This window comes from Vogesella fluminis (assembly GCF_014652335.1).
Classification (GTDB): Bacteria; Pseudomonadota; Gammaproteobacteria; order Burkholderiales; family Chromobacteriaceae; genus Vogesella; species Vogesella fluminis.
Genome location: NZ_BMYP01000011.1, coordinates 24,329 through 42,664, shown reverse-complemented (window position 1 = coordinate 42,664; position 18,336 = coordinate 24,329). Strand labels below are relative to the sequence as shown.

The 18,336-nt window shown below is 65.5% G+C and carries 18 protein-coding genes; 9 read left to right on the top strand and 9 right to left on the bottom strand.

Annotated features, from left to right (window positions below; translation table 11 throughout):
• Nucleotides 1-186: 186 nt before the first annotated feature.
• Both IE083_RS05940 and IE083_RS05935 read left to right on the top strand, forming a co-directional pair.
• Nucleotides 187-1,575: a sigma-54-dependent transcriptional regulator gene (locus tag IE083_RS05940; RefSeq protein WP_229799628.1), complete on the top strand. Its 1,389-nt coding sequence runs from the start codon at nt 187-189 to the stop codon at nt 1,573-1,575.
• Nucleotides 1,554-3,614, top strand: a complete 2,061-nt coding sequence (locus IE083_RS05935; RefSeq protein WP_189352707.1) for a sensor histidine kinase — start codon at nt 1,554-1,556, stop codon at nt 3,612-3,614. Before IE083_RS05940 ends, IE083_RS05935 begins: the two co-directional genes overlap by 22 nt.
• Before the next feature lie 12 nt (nt 3,615-3,626).
• On the opposite strand, the gene msrC is transcribed toward IE083_RS05935, so the two are convergent.
• The 5 genes from msrC to IE083_RS05910 all read right to left on the bottom strand — a co-directional run bounded on the left by msrC (nt 3,627) and on the right by IE083_RS05910 (nt 7,522).
• The gene (msrC, locus tag IE083_RS05930; RefSeq protein ID WP_189352706.1) at nt 3,627-4,127 is read right to left on the bottom strand and encodes a free L-methionine (R)-S-oxide reductase MsrC; all 501 of its coding nucleotides are present in this window, start codon (nt 4,125-4,127) and stop codon (nt 3,627-3,629) included.
• Between the two features lie 100 nt (nt 4,128-4,227).
• Nucleotides 4,228-4,965, bottom strand: a complete 738-nt coding sequence (locus tag IE083_RS05925) for a beta-ketoacyl-ACP reductase (protein WP_189352705.1) — start codon at nt 4,963-4,965, stop codon at nt 4,228-4,230.
• A gap of 126 nt (nt 4,966-5,091) precedes the next feature.
• Nucleotides 5,092-5,958, bottom strand: coding sequence for a ribosome small subunit-dependent GTPase A (rsgA, locus tag IE083_RS05920; RefSeq protein WP_189352704.1), 867 nt, complete (start codon nt 5,956-5,958; stop codon nt 5,092-5,094).
• Nucleotides 5,955-6,281, bottom strand: a complete 327-nt coding sequence (locus IE083_RS05915; protein WP_189352703.1) for a 4a-hydroxytetrahydrobiopterin dehydratase — start codon at nt 6,279-6,281, stop codon at nt 5,955-5,957. The genes rsgA and IE083_RS05915 overlap by 4 nt, the downstream gene beginning before the upstream one ends.
• Nucleotides 6,278-7,522 carry a M48 family metallopeptidase gene (locus IE083_RS05910; RefSeq protein ID WP_189352702.1) on the bottom strand — a complete coding sequence of 415 codons (1,245 nt, stop codon included), beginning with the start codon at nt 7,520-7,522 and terminating at the stop codon, nt 6,278-6,280. The genes IE083_RS05915 and IE083_RS05910 overlap by 4 nt, the downstream gene beginning before the upstream one ends.
• A gap of 69 nt (nt 7,523-7,591) precedes the next feature.
• Here IE083_RS05910 and orn point away from each other — a divergent pair, with 69 nt between their 5' ends.
• The 7 genes from orn (at nt 7,592) to IE083_RS05875 (ending at nt 15,250) form a co-directional block, all read left to right on the top strand.
• Complete coding sequence (gene orn / locus IE083_RS05905; protein WP_189352701.1) at nt 7,592-8,137, top strand: oligoribonuclease; 546 nt, start codon at nt 7,592-7,594, stop codon at nt 8,135-8,137.
• A 34-nt stretch (nt 8,138-8,171) separates the two neighbouring features.
• Nucleotides 8,172-9,821 (top strand): glucose-6-phosphate isomerase, encoded by a 1,650-nt coding sequence (pgi, locus tag IE083_RS05900; protein WP_189352750.1) that lies wholly within the window; start codon nt 8,172-8,174, stop codon nt 9,819-9,821.
• On the top strand, nt 9,814-10,299 hold the full coding sequence (locus tag IE083_RS05895) for a CinA family protein (protein ID WP_189352700.1): 486 nt from the start codon (nt 9,814-9,816) through the stop codon (nt 10,297-10,299). Before pgi ends, IE083_RS05895 begins: the two co-directional genes overlap by 8 nt.
• Before the next feature lie 288 nt (nt 10,300-10,587).
• Complete coding sequence (locus IE083_RS05890) at nt 10,588-11,541, top strand: BMP family lipoprotein (protein WP_229799627.1); 954 nt, start codon at nt 10,588-10,590, stop codon at nt 11,539-11,541.
• A gap of 131 nt (nt 11,542-11,672) precedes the next feature.
• Nucleotides 11,673-13,196, top strand: coding sequence for an ABC transporter ATP-binding protein (locus tag IE083_RS05885; protein ID WP_189352698.1), 1,524 nt, complete (start codon nt 11,673-11,675; stop codon nt 13,194-13,196).
• Nucleotides 13,193-14,290, top strand: a complete 1,098-nt coding sequence (locus tag IE083_RS05880) for an ABC transporter permease (protein ID WP_189352697.1) — start codon at nt 13,193-13,195, stop codon at nt 14,288-14,290. Before IE083_RS05885 ends, IE083_RS05880 begins: the two co-directional genes overlap by 4 nt.
• Before the next feature lie 12 nt (nt 14,291-14,302).
• Nucleotides 14,303-15,250 (top strand): ABC transporter permease, encoded by a 948-nt coding sequence (locus IE083_RS05875; RefSeq protein ID WP_189352696.1) that lies wholly within the window; start codon nt 14,303-14,305, stop codon nt 15,248-15,250.
• A gap of 97 nt (nt 15,251-15,347) precedes the next feature.
• Here the strand turns inward: IE083_RS05875 and trpC are convergent, their stop codons facing one another.
• Genes trpC through yjgA form a run of 4 tightly spaced genes read right to left on the bottom strand, consistent with a single transcriptional unit; the run spans nt 15,348 to nt 18,256 of the window.
• Nucleotides 15,348-16,139 carry an indole-3-glycerol phosphate synthase TrpC gene (gene trpC, locus IE083_RS05870; RefSeq protein ID WP_189352695.1) on the bottom strand — a complete coding sequence of 264 codons (792 nt, stop codon included), beginning with the start codon at nt 16,137-16,139 and terminating at the stop codon, nt 15,348-15,350.
• 12 nt (nt 16,140-16,151) lie between these two features.
• The gene (locus tag IE083_RS05865) at nt 16,152-17,117 is read right to left on the bottom strand and encodes a YheT family hydrolase (RefSeq protein WP_189352694.1); all 966 of its coding nucleotides are present in this window, start codon (nt 17,115-17,117) and stop codon (nt 16,152-16,154) included.
• Nucleotides 17,114-17,692, bottom strand: a complete 579-nt coding sequence (gene mog, locus IE083_RS05860; RefSeq protein WP_189352693.1) for a molybdopterin adenylyltransferase — start codon at nt 17,690-17,692, stop codon at nt 17,114-17,116. Before mog ends, IE083_RS05865 begins: the two co-directional genes overlap by 4 nt.
• 3 nt (nt 17,693-17,695) lie before the next feature.
• Nucleotides 17,696-18,256, bottom strand: a complete 561-nt coding sequence (gene yjgA / locus IE083_RS05855) for a ribosome biogenesis factor YjgA (protein ID WP_189352692.1) — start codon at nt 18,254-18,256, stop codon at nt 17,696-17,698.
• Between the last annotated feature and the right edge of the window lie 80 nt (nt 18,257-18,336).

Genomic DNA, 18,336 nt, shown 5'->3' with positions numbered 1-18,336 from the left:
TAGTCTTGGCATAGCATTTGCCGTGCCCGTGGTAGGGCTTTTGTCAAAACCCAGAATAAACAGTCACTTGCGTCATGAATGCCGGTCATCAGGCCCGGCTTGAACGGACAAATAGTCGCAACGCCGCTGCGCGGGCTGGGTCAATTTGTCCATGAGGGGAACAAGCTTTTGCAGCAAGACGAAACGTTGGCCGCAAGCAAAAATGCGGCGGCCAGGCAGTGGGACAGCTACAGCGTGCTGGTGGTCGATGACGAGCCGGGCATGGTCAATTTCATCAAGCGGGCGCTGGAGTCGCGCTGCGGCAGCGTGCACACCGCCGGCAGCGTGGAAGCGGCCGAGCCGCTGGTGGCGCAGCAGCGCTTCGACCTGATCGTGCTCGACATCTCGCTGCCGGGCATGTCCGGCGTCAACTGGCTGAAACAGTTGCGCGAGCGCGGCGTCAACAGCGAAGTGATCCTGATGACCGCGTTTGCCGACGTGGAAACCGCCATCGACGCGCTGCGCGCCGGCGCGTCGGATTTCCTGCTCAAGCCGTTCTCGCTGGCACAGCTGATCAACGCCGCCCGTCGCGCCTTCGAGCGCGCGCGGCTGGAGGCGGAAAACTGGGTGCTGCGCCGCGAGGTGGCATCGCACGCCAGTCGCAGCAAGGTCAGCCGCGATGGCCTGATCGGGCACTCGGCGGCGATCGCCGGGCTGCGCGGCCTGCTGCAGCGCTTCGCGCCGATGCCGTCGACGGTGCTGATACAGGGCGAATCCGGCACCGGCAAGGAGGTGGTGGCGCGCGCGCTGCACCAGCTCAGCCCGCGCGCCGACGCCAGCTTCGTGCCGGTCAACTGCGCGGCGATCACGCAGGAGCTGATCGAGAGCGAGCTGTTCGGCCATCTGAAGGGCGCCTATACCGGCGCCGCCGCCAGCCGCGACGGGCTGTTCTACTACGCGCGCGGCGGCACGTTGTTCCTGGACGAGGTGGCCGAGCTGCCGCTGGCGATCCAGGCCAAGCTGCTGCGGGTACTGGAGGAACGCAGCATCCGCCCGGTCGGCTCGGAGCAGGAAATCAAGGTCGACGTGCGGGTGATCGCCGCCAGCAACAAGCCGCTGGCGGACGAGGTCGCCGCCGGCCGCTTCCGTGCCGACCTGTACTACCGCTTGCAGGTGCTGGAGCTGGCGCTGCCGCCGCTGCGCGAGCGCACCGAGGACCTGCCGGAGCTGGTGGCGCACTTTATGGATCTGCTCAGCCCGGCGCTGGGGGTGGCGCCGGTGGAGGTGGAGCCGGCGCTGCTGGCAGCGATGGCCGCCTACGACTGGCCGGGCAATATACGCGAGCTGAAAAACCTGATCGAACGCTCGCTGATTCTTGGCTATCTGCCGCAGGACCTGCCGGCGACGCGGCTGCCGCCGGCCGCCGGTGAGCCGTTGGTCGGGGTGGCGCCGGCGGAAGAGAGCCTGAGTCAGGTCGAAACCCGTCATATTCGCGCGGTGCTGGCCGCCTGTGCCGGCAACAAGTCGGAGGCGGCGCGCCGGCTCGGCATTTCCCGCAAGACGCTGGAGCGCAAATGCCTGTCCTGGGGCGAGTAGCCGGCCTGTGGCGGCGCCTGCTGCAGCCGCTGAACCGTTCGGTACGCACTCGCTTCGTCACCCTGGCGCTGCTGCCGCTGGCGGTCGGCTTTCCGGTGCTGCTGCTGTTGCTGGCCGGCTGGGGCGGGGCGGCATTCGAGGAGTTGCTGGTGTTCAAGGTGCGCAGCGATCTGGCGGTGGCGGCTACCTATTTCGAGCGGGTGCAGAACGACGTTGGCCGCAGCATCGAGGCGCTGGCCAGTTCCGAGGCCTTGGCCGATGCCCGCCGCCAGCCGCGCGCCCGCTCCTCCGATGTGCTGTTGCGCGAGCGGGCGCGCAGCCTGGGGCTGGACTATCTGCTGTTGCTGGATGCGCACCAGCGGGTAGTGGCGGCTTCGCTGCCGGCCAGCCTGGGCCTGCGCTATCCGCAGCCGTCGGTGGCACTGGCCGCCAGCGGCGGCACGCAGCGCACCATGCTGGACGTGTTCAGCCCGGCGCAGCTGGCCGCGCTGTCGCCGTCGTTGCGCACCCGCTCACACATCGTGCTGCTGGCGACGCCCGGCGCGCGGCCGAGCGGGCGTCGTGTCAGTGACAACGGCCTGTTGCTGCATGCCGCGGCCAGGGTGCCGGGGCGGCCGCTGGTGCTGGTCGGCGGCGTATTGCTGAACCGCAATCTCGAGTTCATCGATCGTATCCGCCGGCTGGTGTACCCGCAGGGTTCGCTGCCGGCCAGCAGCCGCGGTTCGGCCACACTATTCCTTGACGACACCCGCATCGCCACCACGGTGACTCAGCCGCGCGGCGGACGGGTAATCGGTAGCCGCGTGTCGCAGGAGGTGTCGGCGCAGGTGCTGGGCCGTGGTCAGGCGTGGCTGAACCGGGCGCGGGTGGTCAGCGACTGGTATGTCTCCGGCTACCAGCCGCTGCGCGACAGCCGCGGCCAACGTATTGGCATGCTGTATGTCGGGTTTCTGGAGCAGCCGTTCGTGCTGGCCAAGTGGATGGCGCTGGCGGTGCTGTTCGTGCTGTTCGCCATCACCATGGCGGCGGCGGCGTGGGTGAGCTGGCGTTTTGCACGCTCGGTGATCGGCCCGGTGGAGCGCCTGCGCCAGACCATGAGCGAAGTGGCTGCCGGCCGGCTGGATGCCCGCGTCGGCACCTTGCCGCAGCAGGACGAGCTGGCCTTGCTGGCCGCGCATTTCGACGCGCTGCTGGCGCGGCTGGAGGCGCAGAACCAGGCCATGCTGCGCTGGGCCGGCGAGCTGGACGGCAAGGTGGCGGAGCGCACGCGCGAGCTGGCGGCGGCCAACCACACCCTGCTCAGCGCGCAGCAGCAGCTGTTCAAGTCGGAAAAACTGGCCGCCATCGGCCAGCTGGCGGCCGGCACCGCACACGAGATCAACAATCCGGTGGCGGTGATCCAGGGCAATCTGGAGCTGATGCAGGAGCTGCTGGGCGAGGCGGCGGCGCCGGTACTGCCGGAAATCCGCCTGATGCGCGAACAGGTGCAGCGCATCAGGCTGATCGTGGCCAAGCTCTTGCAGTACGCGCGGCCGAGCGAGTATGCCGGCGACCTGCAGCAGGTGCAGCCGCGGGAGGTATTTCAGGACAGCCTGTTGCTGGTCGGCTACCAGATGAACCGCGGCAATATCGCGGTGGTGAAACAGTGGCACAGCAGCGCCACGCTGCTGGCCAACCGTTTCGAGCTGCAGCAGATCCTGATCAACCTGATCCTGAACGCGATCCAGGCGATGCCGCAGGGCGGGGTGCTGACGCTGTCGGCGCACGACGCCCCCGGCAGCGACGGCCGTCCCGGCCTGCGCCTGAGCGTGGCCGACAACGGCAACGGCATCGCCGAGGCCGACATGGCGCGGCTGTTCGATCCGTTCTTCACCAGCAAGCACGACGGGACCGGCCTCGGGCTGTGGGTGTGCCAGGGGCTGGCGGAGCGTAGTGGCGGCGTGATCGAGGCTGCCAATCAGTCGCAGGGTGGCGCGGTGTTCAGTGTGTGGCTGCCGTGCGAGCCGGCACTGGCTGCGGCAGGGCTGGCTGTGCTGTAGGTGCCGGGTGGGTCAGATGCTTGCCGGCTGGCCGAACAGCTTGCCCAGCGCTGCGCACACCGGCGCCAGGTAGCGCTGGTCAAGCTCGCTGAACTGCGCCAGTTCGCTGGCGTCGATGTCCAGCACCGCCAGCACCGTACCGGCGGCATCACACACTGGCAGCACGATCTCGGAGCGTGCCGCCGACGAGCAGGCGATGTGGCCGGGGAAGGCGTCCACGTCCGGCACGATCAGCGTCTGCGCCTGCGCCCAGGCGCTGCCGCACACGCCGCGGCCTTTCGGAATGCGGGTGCAGGCGATCGGGCCCTGGAACGGCCCCAGCACCAGCTGCTCGCCCTTGACCAGATAAAAGCCGGTCCACAGCCAGTTGAAGGTCTGCTGGATCGCGGCGCTGCAGTTGGCCATGGCGGCGATGATGTCGCTCTCGGATTCGATCAGTGCCAGCACCTGCGGCAACAGGGCCTGGTATTGCGCCTCGCGCGAGCCTTCGGCGATCAGCAGCTGTTCTGCCATGGCAGGACTCCATCAGTGTGAAAAAGGGGAGAGCAGCATAGCAAAAAGCCGGGAAGGTATCCCGGCTTTTTGCGTGCGGCCAACCTTGCGGCGTGCGTGCTTACATCATGTGCTGGCCGCCGTTGATGGTGAAGTCGGCACCGGTCATGAAACCGGCCAGATCGGAGGCCAGGTAGCTGACCAGACCGGCAACTTCTTCCGGCTGGCCCAGCCGGCCGACCGGGATCTGCGCGATGATCTTGTTGCGCACGTCTTCCGGTACCGCCATCACCATGTCGGTGCCGATGTAACCCGGGCTGATGGTGTTGACGGTCACGCCCTTGCGCGCCACTTCCTGTGCCAGCGCCATGGTGAAGCCGTGCATGCCGGCCTTGGCGGCAGAGTAGTTGGTCTGGCCGAACTGGCCTTTCTGGCCGTTGATCGACGAGATGTTGATCACGCGACCGAAACCGCGCTCCAGCATCGATTCCACCACCGGCTTGCACACGTTGAACACGGAATCGAGGTTGGTGCTGATCACCGCGTCCCAGTCGGCCTTGCCCAGCTTGCGGAAGCTGGCGTCGCGGGTGATGCCGGCGTTGTTGACCAGTACGTCCACCGGGCCAAGTTTTTCGGTGATGGCGGCCACCGCCTGCTGGCACGAGTCGAAATCGCTGACATCGCACTGGAAGGCGTGGAAGTCGTAACCCTGTTCCTTCATGTCCGCCAACCAGGCTTGTTCCTTGCCCGGCTTGCTGTAGGTGGTGGCCACGATGTGGCCGCTGTCGGCCAGCGCCTTGCAGATGGCGGTGCCGATGCCGCCCATGCCCCCGGTAACCAGTGCGATTCGCTTATTCATGATGCTGACTCCTTGTCTTTTTGTCGGAATGGAGGGGGATGCTAGCGCCCCCTTGTTGTCGTTTTGTGACAGATTAGGGTCATCACCAGAAAATGTAAACGGCTTGTTATGTGAAAATTTTATTCCTTACGCATTAAGAAGCTGATTCGTCAGTTTCTGCAGCAGAGCCAGCCTGGCCGGGCGGATGCGGCCTTCATCACAGGCGCTCTTGATCGCGCAATTGGGCTCGGCGCGGTGGGTGCAATTGTGGAAGCGGCAGTGGCCGACATAGGGGCGCATTTCCGGGAACAGGCCGGCCAGCTCGGTGGCAGCCAGGTGGCTGAGGCCGAATTCCTGCAGGCCGGGCGAGTCGATGAGGTGGCTGTCGTCATCCAGATGGTAGAGCGCGGCGTGGGTGGTGGTGTGGCGGCCGGCGTCCAGCGCGGTGGAAATATCGCCGACGCGCGCCTCGGCGGCTGGCAGCAGCGCGTTGGTCAGTGTCGATTTGCCCATGCCGGACTGTCCGACAAAAACCGAGGTCTGGCCCTTGACCAGCGGCAGCAGCTCGTTGATGTCGTGCAGGGCGCTGACGGTGACCAGGGTGTAGCCCAGTTCGCGGTACGGCTGCAGCTTGGCCAGCCAGCCGGCGGTTTCCGGCAGGTCACACTTGTTGACGAGGATGATAGGCTCGATGTCGGCGGCCTCGGCGGCCAGCAGGCAGCGGTTGAGCAGTTCCTCGCTGGGTGTTGGCACCGCGGCGGTGACGAACACGATGCGCGTGACGTTGGCCGCAATCAGCTTGGTGCGCCAGTCGTCCTGGCGGTAGAGCAGGCTCTTGCGTTCGCAGGCCTGCTCGATCACCGCCTGTTCGTCGTTGATGATGGACAGCTCGACGTGGTCGCCACAGGCGTAATCGACGCGCTTGCCGCGGGTGGTGCAATCAAATTGCCGGCTGTCGCTCTCGACGATGAAACGGCGGCCGTAACTGCGGATGATCTGGCCTTGCTGCTTCATTTGCCGGCCGCCAGTGCTTCGGTTTTGGCGGCGCAGATGAAATCGTTGAGGGTTAGGCCGCCGGCGTCGTGGGTGCTGAAGCGGACCACGGTGCGGTTGTAGTGCACCGACAGGTCGGGATGGTGATCCTGCTGGTGGGCGATGAAGGCCAGCGCGTTGACGAAGGCCATGGTGCGGTAGTAGTCGTCGAAGCGGAAGGTCTTGACCAGCTCGATGCCCTCTACCGCCCAGCCGTCGAGGTGGGCCAGCAGCTCGGCGCGGGTCTGTTCGCTGAGGGTATGCAGGCTGTGCCGGGCCTCGCAGTGCATGTGTTGCAGATTCATTGTGCTTGTCTTTCCAGGTGGGCGATGCGCAGGCTCGCCGGTGGATGGGAGTCGTAAAAGCGCGAGTGTAGCGGGTCCGGCGTCAGTGTGCTGGCATTGTCACGGTACAGCTTGACCAGTGCGCTGACCAGTTCGCTGGCGCTGCTGTGGCGGGCGGCGAAGTCGTCGGCCTGATATTCGTGACGCCGTGACAGCTGGCTGAACAGCGGTGTCAGCGGGAAGGTGCAGGCCGGCGCCGCCAGCATGAACAGCACCAGCCCCAGCGCCGGCGCCGTGTCGCTAACGCCCAGTCCGCTGTAGAACGCCGGCAGCGTCAGCAGCCAGCCGAGCAGGTACAGGCTGAAGAAGGACAGCAGGAAGGTGGTGGCGATGCGCTGGCGGATGTGGCCGTGCTTGAAGTGGCCCAGCTCGTGCGCCAGCACCGCCTCCACCTCGCCCTCGTCCAGCTGGGTGAGCAGGGTATCGAAGAACACGATGCGCTTGGTTTTGCCAAAGCCGGTGAAGTAGGCATTGCCGTGACTGGAGCGGCGCGAGCCATCCATCACGAACACGCCGTCACTGTGAAAGCCGGTGCGCGCCAGCAGGTTGTCGATGCGCTGGCGCAGCGCCGGATCGGCCAGCGGGGTGAAGCGGTTGAAGCGCGGCGCGATCAGCGTCGGGTACGCCCACAGCATCGCCAGGCTGAACAGCGTCCAGCTGCACCACACCCACAGCCACGCCCGGTCGCCGGCGGCCTGCAGCAGCCACAGGATCAGCGTGACCAGCGGTGCGCCGACGATGACGGCCAGCGCACCGCCCTTGGCCATGTCGGCGATATAGAGTGGCCAACTGGTGCGGTTGAAGCCGAAGCGCTTCTCGATGACGAAGGTGCGATACAGGCTGAACGGCAGGCTGAGCACGCTGCTGAGCAGCGCCAGCACGCCGATCAGCGCCACGCCCTGCCACACACCACCCAAGCCGTACGCGGCCAGCAGCTGCCACAGCCACTGCAGGCCGCCACCCAGCGTCAGCGCCAGCAGCAGCGCGCTGTCGGCGACCGACTGCCACTGTCCGGGGCGCTGCCGCGCCACGCAGTAGTCGGCGGCCAGCTGGTGCTGCTGCAGCGTGATACGGTCACGGAAGGCGGTCGGCACCTCGGCCGCATGCTGCTGCACATGGTGGATCTGGCGTTGCGACAGGTAGAGCCGCAGCGCCAGCGACAGCAGCACGGCGAGCAGGAAAGACCAGGTGAATAAATTCATGGTGAGCCGGGTTTGCCCAAGGGCGGTTATTAAAGGAAAATGCCTGCATCTTCGTTAGAGACGAGCATTATGCCGCAAGATCCCAAGCATCTCATCTGGCTGGACATGGAAATGACCGGGCTGGAACCAGACACCGACCGCATCATCGAAATCGCGATGGTAATCACTGACGGCGAACTGAATGTGGTCGCCGAATCGCCGGTGCTGGTCGTGCACCAGAGCGACGAAACGTTGGCCGCAATGGACGAGTGGAACACCAATACCCACGGCAAGACCGGGCTCACCGCCCGCGTCAAGGCGTCGATGCTGAGCGAGGCCGAGGCCGAGCAGCAGCTGCTGGCCTTTTTGCAGGAATACATCGCCAAGGGCGTGTCGCCGATGTGCGGCAACTCCATCGGCCAGGATCGCCGCTTCATGGCGCGCTGGATGCCGGAGCTGGAGCGCTACTTCCACTACCGCAACCTCGACGTGTCGACGCTGAAAGAACTGTGCAAGCGCTGGCGCCCGGACATCGCCAAGGGCGTGGTGAAGAAGGGCAAGCACGAGGCGCTGGCCGACATCCTCGAATCGATCGAGGAACTGCGCTATTACCGCGAACACTTCCTCAAAGTGTAAGGCGATGCCCGGAATGAGCAGTTTCCTCGAACAGATGGCGCAGCAGCGCCATGCCGCGATCAACAGCACGCCGGTGTGGGCGCGCCTGCACCAGCACCAGCGCGCCACCCGCCACGTGCACATGCGCGAGCTGTTCGAGCAGGACTCGCAACGTTTTCACCGCTATTCGCTGGAGCTGGACGGCCTGCTGCTGGACTACTCCAAGAACCGCATCACCGACCGCACCCTGGAATTGCTGCTGGAGCTGGCCGATGCGGCCAACCTTGGGCAGTGGCTGCAGTGGATGCGCGACGGCGAACGCATCAATGTCAGCGAACAGCGCGCGGTGCTGCACACCGCGCTGCGCCAGCCGGCCGGCAGCCGCGTGCTGCTGGACGGCGTCAACGTGGTGGACCAGGTGCAGGACGTGCTGGCGGCGTGCAGCCGCTTTGCCGAGGCCGTGCGCGGCGGCGACTGGCGCGGTCATGACGGCCAGCCTGTCCGCGACGTGGTCAATATCGGCATCGGCGGCTCCGACCTGGGCCCGCTGATGGTGCACGAGGCGTTGCGGCCGTACTGCCAGCCGGGACTGAATGTCCACTTCGTCTCCAATGTCGACGGCCAGCATCTGGCGCAAACGCTGGAACAGTGCCAGCCGGCGACCACGCTGTTCATCGTCGCCTCCAAGTCGTTCACCACTCCGGAAACCCTGCTCAACGCCCACGCCGCCCGCCGCTGGCTGGTGGCGGCCGCCGGCGACGCGGCGGTGGCGCGGCATTTCGTGGCGATCTCGAGCAACCGTCCGGCGGTGCAGGCCTTCGGTATCGATGCGGCCAACATGTTCGGCTTCTGGGGCTGGGTCGGCGGCCGCTACTCGGTGTGGTCGGCGATCGGGCTGCCGGTGATGCTGGCGATCGGGCCCGAGCAGTTCCGCCAGTTCCTCGCCGGCGGCGCGGCGATGGACGAACACTTCTTCCGCGCGCCGTTCGCACGCAACATGCCGGTACTGCTGGCGCTGCTCGGCATCTGGTACAACACCTTCTATGGCGCGCACACCCACGCCATCATGCCCTACGACCACGGCCTGCGCCGCCTGCCGGCGCACCTGCAGCAGCTGGACATGGAGTCCAACGGCAAGCGCGTCGGCCGTTGCGGCGAGCGGCTGGATTTCGACACCGGGCCGGTGATCTGGGGCGAGGAGGGCGTCAACAGCCAGCATGCCTTCTTCCAGCTCTTGCACCAGGGCACGCGCCTGGTGCCCTGCGACTTCATCCTGCCGCTGAATTCGCACTACCCGCAGGGCGACCAGCATCGCGTGCTGGTGGCCAACTGCCTGGCGCAGACCGAGGCACTGATGCGCGGCAAGAGCGAGGCCGAGGTGCTGCGCGAACTGGCGCACCTGCCGGGCGACGAGCTGGACATGCTGCTGCCGCAGAAACTGTTTCCCGGCAACCAGCCGTCCAACACCCTGGCGCTGGACCGGCTCACCCCCTATACACTAGGCATGCTGCTGGCGCTGTACGAGCACAAGGTGTTCGTGCAGGGCGTGATCTGGGGGGTCAACTCCTTCGATCAGTGGGGCGTGGAGTACGGCAAACAGTTGGCCGCACAGCTGCTGGCGGAGATGGATGGCAAGGCCTCCGCCGCCCACGACGCCTCCACCAGCGGCCTGATGCGACATTTCCAGGAGCGCTTTCATGGATGAATTTCAGCTGGCAACCCGCCTTGGCGAATTGCTGCTGGCGCGCGACGAAAAGGTGACCACCGCCGAATCCTGCACCGGCGGCGGCATCGCTCAGGCAATTACCGCCATCGCCGGCAGTTCCGGCTGGTTCGACATGGCCATCGTCAGCTACAGCAATGACGCCAAGCAGCGCCTGCTGGGGGTGCCGCCGCAGCTGTTGCTGCAGCACGGCGCGGTCAGCGAGCCGGTGGCGGCGGCGATGGCCGGCGGCGCGCTGCGGCTGGCCGATTGCCACTGGGCGCTGGCGGTCAGCGGCATCGCCGGTCCCGACGGCGGAAGTGCCGACAAACCGGTCGGCACCGTCTGTTTCGCGCTGGCCGGGCTGGCGCTGCCGCAGCCGCTGACATACACGCAACACTTTGCCGGCGATCGCGCCGCCGTCCGCCGGCAGTCGGTGTGCAGCGCGCTGTCTACACTTTGCGCGCAACTGGCCTTGTGAATGTGGCGTGCCGGCTGCGCCGTTTTACGCATTGCGCGTAATCTGCAACGCTGGCCGTTTTTTTGCTAATAACTTTGGGTGACTGTGCTTATAATCACGCCCCTGTCGCGGATCGGGCTGCGGCCGGCCAGTGCCGGCGCTCCGGTCGCCAACATGCACAACGAATGGCGCGCCCATGGCAAACCGATTATGGTTACCATGATCCGTTCGTTGTAACTACACGCACATTGAGGGAAACATCTCATGCAAATTTCCAAAAAACGGGGTATTGCCGCTGCTGTCATGCTGATGACGGCATCTGCAAGCTGGGCATTTGTACCGGCCGTGGTGTACGACCAGGCCGGCAAGTTCGACAAGAGCTTCAACGAAGCGGCCTACACCGGCGCCGAGCGCTTCAAGAAGGCCACCGGCATCGCCTACCGCGAAGCCCAGATCGCCAACGAAGCGCAAAAGGAACAGGTGCTGCGCAACCTGGCGCGTCGCAACGTCGACCTGATCGTGGCCGTGGGTTTCTCCTTTACCCAGGCGGTGCAGACTGTTGCCGCCGAATTCCCGAAAGTGAAGTTTGCCGTCGTTGACGATGCCGCCAAGGGCGCCAACGTGCAGTCGATCGTGTTCAAGGAGCAGGAAGGCTCCTACCTCGTCGGCATGGCGGCAGGCATGGCTTCCAAGTCGAAGAAGGTCGGCTTCATCGGTGGCATGGACGTGCCGCTGATCCGCGCCTTCGGCTGCGGTTATGCCCAGGGCGCCAGGGCGGCCGACAAAAAGGTGGAGGTGATCACCAACATGACCGGCACCACGCCGCAGGCGTTCAACGATCCGGCCCGCGGCGGCGAGCTGGCGCGCAGCCAGTTTGACCGTGGCGTCGACGTGGTATTCCATGCTGCCGGCGGCACCGGCATGGGCGTGCTGCAGGCTGCCAAGGACAAGAACAAACTGGGCATCGGTGTCGATTCCAACCAGAACCACCTGTTCCCCGGCTTTGTGCTGACCTCGATGCTCAAGCGTGTCGATAATGCCGTTTACGACATCTTCATGGCCGGCAAGAACAACACCTGGAAGCCGGGCATCGTGACCATGGGCCTGAAGGAAGGCGGCGTGGATTGGGCGGTGGATGCCAATAACCGCAAGCTGATCTCCAAGGATATGGAAGCCAGGATCACCCAGGCCAGGAAAGACATCGTGGCCGGCAAGATCAAGGTGGTCGACTACCGTGCCGGCAACAGCTGCCCGGTGCAGTAACCGTTCCTTATTAATCGTCTGAATCCCGGACGACCCGCGCGGCAAGCAGGTTTCCTGCTTGCCGCGCTCTTTCGTGTGCTGCCGTTTTGCAGGCCATGCCGGGATGAGTGTTGATCGAGAGCTGAATCAATATGGCCGAACTCGCTATCGAGCTGACTGGCGTCAACAAGTATTTTGGCGAAGTCCACGCCAACAAGAACATTTCCTTCGCCGTCGCCAAGGGCAGCATCCACGGCATCATCGGCGAAAACGGCGCCGGCAAGTCGACGCTGATGAGCATCCTGTACGGCTACTACCAGGCCGACTCCGGCAGCATCCACCTGAACGGGCAGGAAGTGCGCATCCGCAACAGCCACGATGCCATCGCCCGCGGCATCGGCATGGTGCATCAGCACTTCATGCTGGTGGACACCTTTACCGTGCTGGAAAACATCGTGCTCGGCGCCGAGCAGGGCGTGGCGCTGAAGCAGAGCCTGGCGGCCGCCCGCGCGCACCTGGCCACGCTGAACCGCGACTACGGCCTGCAGGTCGATCCGGACGCCATCGTCGGCGAGCTGGGCGTGGGCGAGCAGCAGCGCGTGGAAATCCTGAAGGCGCTGTATCGCGGCGCCGACGTGCTGATCCTCGACGAACCGACCGCGGTGCTGACGCCGCAAGAGGCGGACGATCTGTTCCGTATCCTCGGCCTGCTCAAGGCGCAGGGCAAGACGGTGCTGCTGATCACGCACAAGCTGCGCGAGGTGCTGGACATCACCGACGCCGTCACCGTGATGCGCGCCGGCGAGATCGTCGGCAACGTGGTCACCGCCGAAGTGGGCAAGGAAGACCTCGCCGACCTGATGGTTGGCCGCAAGGTCAACCTGCAGCTGGACAAGACGCCGGCCACGCCGGGCAAGACGGTGCTACAGGTAAGCAATCTGTCGCTGACCGACGCGCGCGGCGTCAAGCTGCTGGACGACGTCAGCTTCGAGCTGCGCGAGGGCGAGATCGTCGGCATTGCCGGCGTTTCCGGCAACGGCCAGTCCGAGCTGCTGGAAATCCTGTCCGGCATGCGCGAGGCCAGCGCCGGCTCGGTGCGCTATAACGGCACCGAGCTGACCACGCTGCAGGCGTGCGAGCCGAAGGCGGCCGCCTATCGTCGCCTCGGTATCGCCCATGTACCGGAAGACCGCTCGCGCGAAGGACTGGTCAAGGACTTTTCCACCTTCGAGAACGCGATCCTCGGCTATCACGACGATCCGGCGATCCAGTGCGGCCTGCTGTTCAACCGCAAGGCGATCATCGAGCGCTGCCGCCGTTTCATCAGCGAGTTCGACGTGCGCCCGGCCAACGCCTTCCGCCGCAGCGGCCTGTTCTCCGGCGGCAACCAGCAGAAGGTGATCCTGGCGCGCGAGATCGACAGCGATCCGCAGCTGATGCTGATCGGCCAGCCGACACGGGGCGTCGATATCGGCGCCATCGAATTCATACACAAACGACTCATGGCCCTGCGCAATGCCGGCAAGGCGCTGCTGCTGGTTTCGGTGGAGCTGGACGAGATCCTGGCGCTGAGCGACCGCATCATCGTGATGAACGCCGGTCGCGTCAGCGGCGAGCTGCCGGCGGCGCAAGCCACGGCCACCGAACTGGGCCTGTTGATGGGGGGGCATAAATGAGCCAGCCAAGTAACCTGCCGCGCTGGGCCACCTTGTGGCTGATGCCGGTACTGAACCTGTTCGCGGCACTGTTGGTGTCCGGGCTGGTCATCACGCTGATCGGCGAAGATCCGGTCGAATGTCTGCAACTGATGATCAACGGCGCCTTCGGCTATCCGGAAGGCATCGGCTACACGCTGTTCTACACCACCAGCTTCATCTTCACCGGTCTCGCGGTGGCGGCGGCATTCCACGCCGGCCTGTTCAACATCGGCGGCGAGGGACAGATGTATCTCGCCGGCCTCGGCGTGACGCTGGTCTGCCTGGGGCTGGATTTCCTGCCCGGCTGGGTGGTGATTCCGCTGGCGCTGCTGGCGTCGATGGCGCTCGGTGCGGCGTGGGCGTTCATCCCCGGCTACCTGCAGGCCAAGCGTGGTAGCCATATCGTGGTCACCACCATCATGTTCAACTTCATCGCCAGCGCGCTGATGACCTGGCTGCTGGTCGACAAGCTGATCATGCCCGGCTCGCAGACGCCGGCGACGCGGCTGTTCGCCGAATCGGCATGGATCCCGATGCTGCACGAGCTTGCGGCCAACCTTGGCATCGAATTGCCGCAGACGCCGCTGAACGCGACCTTCTTCCTCGCGCTGCTGGCGCTGGTGCTGTTCTACCTGATGGTGTGGCGCAGCCGCTGGGGCTATGCGCTGCGCACCGTCGGCCTCAACGAGAAGGCGGCGCGCTATGCCGGCATGCCGGTGTCCAAGGTAATCATCGTGGCGATGTGCTTCTCCGGCGCACTGGCCGGCCTCGCCGCGGTCAACGAGCTGCTCGGCTCCACCCATCGCATGAACCTGGCGTTCACCAACGGCATCGGCTTCGTCGGCATCGCGGTGGCGCTGATGGGGCGTAACCACCCGTTTGGCATCCTGCTGTCGGCGCTGCTGTTCGGTGCGCTGACCCAGGGCGGCCTGGACCTGTCCTTCGAGAAGCCGGCGATCACCCACGAGATGATCATCCTGACCCAGGGCCTGATCATCCTGTTCTGCGGCGCACTGGAAAACCTGTTCCAGACGCCGCTGGCGCTGGCCTTCAAACAGATGACGAAACGATAAGGAGACACTGACATGGACAGCTTTTTCAGTGTGCTGGACGCCACCATCCGCGTCGCCACCCCGCTGGTGCTGGCGGCGCTGGCCGGCCTGTTTTCCGAGCGCTCCGGCATCGTCGATCTGGCGCTGGAGGGCAAGATGCTGGCCGCCGCGTTTGCCGCCGCCTGCGTTGCCTACATGATGCAGTCGCCGTGGGCCGGCCTTGCCGCCGGCATGGCCGCCGGGGTGATGGTGGCCTTGCTGCATGGCATCGTGTCGATCGGCTACAACGGCAACCAGCTGATTTCCGGCGTGGCGCTCAACATGATGGTGTCCGGCCTGACGCCGGTGCTGGCGCTGGCCTGGTTCCAGCAGGGTGGTCGCACCCCGACGCTGGACGACGCGGCGCGCTTTCGCAGCGTCGAGCTACCGGTTGCCGACGCCATTGCCGCCTCGGCGCCGTTGAAGGCGCTGTTCGGCCACAACATCCTGGTGTATCTGGCGGTGCTGGTGATCATGGCGGTGAGCTGGGTGGTGTACAAGAGCCGCTTTGGCCTGCGTCTGCGCGCGGTGGGTGAAAACCCGCACGCCGCCGACGCCGCCGGCATCAACGTCAAGCTGGTGCGCTATCTGGCGCAGAGCATCAGCGGCGCCCTGTGCGGCGTGGCCGGCGCCTATCTGGTGCTGGCGCAGACCGGCGCCTTCATCCAGGACATGACCGCCGGCAAGGGCTACCTCGCGCTGGCGGCGCTGATCTTCGGCAAGTGGCGGCCGTGGGCGGCGGTGTCCGGCTGCCTGCTGTTCGCCTTTACCGATGCGATCCAGATCCGGCTGCAAGGCTCGGAACTGCCGCTGATCGGCAGCATCCCGGACGCCTTCATCCAGGCGATTCCCTACGTGCTGACCGTGGTGCTGCTGGCCGGTTTCATGGGCCGCGCGGTGGCGCCGAAAGCGATCGGCGTGCCGTTCGTGAAATCGCGCTGAGCGGCAGCGGAATCAGGCCGCTGCCACGCCAGGTTGCGGCCCAGCCGGTGCTGACTGGCGGCATGTGGTCAAGGTTGGCCGCAGGAGGTGCCGGTTTTCAGGCGAACAGCTGCTGCAGTGCGGCACCGGGGTCGCTTTCGCGCATGAAGGCCTCGCCGACCAGGAAGGTGTGCACCTCGTGATCGCGCATGCGCTGCACGTCGTCACGGGTGACGATGCCGCTTTCGGTGACGGCGATGCGGTCATTGCCGATCATCGGCAGCAGTTGCAGCGTGGTATCGAGGTTGACCTCGAAGGTGCGCAGGTTGCGGTTGTTGACGCCCACCAGAGGCGTGCGCAGCTGCAGCGCCGCTTCCAGCTCCGCCGCGTCATGCACTTCCACCAGCACCGCCATGCCCAGCTCGTGGGCCAGCGCCTCGAAATCCTGCATCTGCGACAGGCTCAGCACTGCCGCGATCAGCAGGATGCAGTCGGCGCCGATGGCGCGTGCCTCGTAGATCTGGTACGGGTCAACCATGAAATCCTTGCGCAGCACCGGCAGGCTGCAGGCGGCGCGGGCGGCGATCAGGTAGTCCTCGTGGCCCTGGAAGTAGGGCGCGTCGGTTAGCACCGACAGACAGGCGGCACCGGCCACCTCGTAGCTGCGGGCGATCGCGGCCGGGTCGAAGTCGGCACGGATGACGCCCTTGCTGGGGCTGGCCTTTTTCACTTCGGCAATCACCGCCGCCAGTTGCTGCTGGTGCTTGCCGCGGATGGTAGCCACGAAATCGCGATGGTCGCCGCGCTTGGCTTCGGCGCTGGTGCGTACCGTGGCCAGCGATTGCTGCGCCGAGCGGACGGCCACTTCCTCGAATTTGGTGGCGCAGATTTTGTTGAGAATGTCGGACATGCGGATTGTCTTTCAGTCGGTGCCGGTAGTACCCGGCAGGTGAAGATCGAAAAAGGTCAGCAGCCGTTGCGGCAGCCATTGCAGGTGGCCGGGAAAGCGGCCACTGACAAAGCCGGCGTGACCGCCGTGTTCCGGCTGCTCCAGCGTCACCGCCGGGCTGACTTCGCCGTTGCCGGGTAGTGCCGATACCGGCAGAAACGGATCGTTGCGCGCATTCAGCACCAGGGTTGGCCGCACGATGTCCTTCAGCAGCGGCTTGCTGCTGGCGCGGCGCCAGTAGTCCTGCACGTCGCGATAGCCGTGCAGCGGTGCGGTGACCAGATTGTCGAACTCGACAAAGGTCTTGCTGTTGCGCACCGCCTCGCCATCGAACAGGTCCGGATGCTGCGCCAGCTGGGCCAGCGATTTCGGCTTCAGCGTGTTGAGGAACATGCGGGTGTAGACGTGGCGCCCGAAGCCGCGATCGAGACAGGTGCTGGCCGCCGCCAGATCCAGCGGCGCCGAGATTGCCGCCGCCGCCTGTGGCAGCGCGCGGGCGCCGTGCTCGCCGAGGTAACGCAGCAGCATGTTGCCGCCCAGCGACACGCCGGCGACGAACAGCACGCCATTGCCGGCCGCCAGTCGCTGCAATATCCAGTCGACCTCGGCGGCGTCGCCGGCATGGTAGGCGCGGCGCAGCAGGTTGGGCTGGCCGCCGCAGCCGCGAAAGTGCGGCACCACGCCACGCCAGCCGCGCGCCTTGACCGCGTGCATCAGCGCGCTGGCGTAGTGGCTTTGGCTGCTGCCTTCAAGACCGTGGAACAGCACCACCAGCGGCGCACCGGCGTCGCCATCCACGTAGTCGACGGCGATTTCGCCACCATCCGGTGTCGGCCAGATTTCGCGGCGATAGGCCGGGAGTTGCGATTTGAGAAACAGCGCCGGCCAGATGGTCTGCAGGTGACTGCCGATCAGCCAGCGCGGCGGACAATAGCTCATGTGCCCGGTTTGACGGCGGATTTCGGGCGGAAGGCCTTGACCACGGCCTCGCGGGTTTCCATCCAGGGGGCTCCGATCAGGTCCAGGCAGTAGGGTACCGCGGCAAAAATACCCGGTACCACAACTTGTCCACCGTCACGCAGGCCTTCCAGCGTTTCGCGGATGGCCTTGGGCTGGCCGGGCAGGTTCAGGATCAGGCTCTGCTTGCGGATCACGCCTACCTGCCGCGACAGGATCGCGGTCGGCACGAACTTGAGGCTGATCTGGCGCATCTGCTCGCCAAAGCCGGGCATCACCCGGTCGGCGACCGCCAGCGTGGCTTCCGGGGTGACATCGCGCGGCGCCGGGCCGGTGCCGCCGGTGGTGAGTACCAGGTGGCAGCCGGCGTTATCGACCAGTTCGCGCAGTGTGGCCTCGATCAGTGCCTGCTCGTCGGCGATCAGCCGGGTTTCGGTGCTGAATGGCGTGGCGATAGCCAGGCTCAGCCAGTCCAGCAGCGCCGGGATGCCCTTGTCTTCATAAATGCCCTGGCTGGCACGGTCGGAGATGGAAATCAGGCCAATTTTGATACTCATGATTTACTCATCCTGCGTGTCGTCTTGTTCGTCGGTACCGCTGGCAGCCGGCTTGCCCTGTTCCGGGATCAGTTCTTTCAGCAGCTGGAACAGCTGGCGATTGGCTTTGGGCGGCTTGTTTTCCTCGCGTTCCTTGCGGGCGTTGCGCACCATGGTGCGCAGCTGCTGCACGTCCAGCTGCGGGAAGTCGTTGATCAGCTGCTGCACATGGCTGTCGTCTTCCACCAGCCGTTCGCGCCAGCGTTCCAGCAGGTGCAGCCAGCGGGTGTGGGCGCTGGAATCGCCACGCAGCGCGGCCAGCTGCTGCTCGATCGGCTGCGGATCGATGTCGCGCATCAGCTTGCCGATGTATTGCAGCTGGCGGCGCTTGGCGCCATTGGCGGTGATTCTCTGGAAGTCGAGCACGGCAGCCAGCAGGCCGTCATCCAGATTCATTTTCTTCAGTTTGGCGGCCGGCAGTTCGGTCAGCGCACGGCCGATATCCTGCAATGCGTCCATGTCGCGCTTGCGTTGCGATTTGCTGGCGGGTAGCGCATCGGCGCCATCATTATGGTATTCGGGCATGGTAAGACTTGGTTACGGTTTCAAGCTGGTATGATACCGGAAAAGCACAAGCCACGGCCGCTCACCGGGCTTTTCGTGGT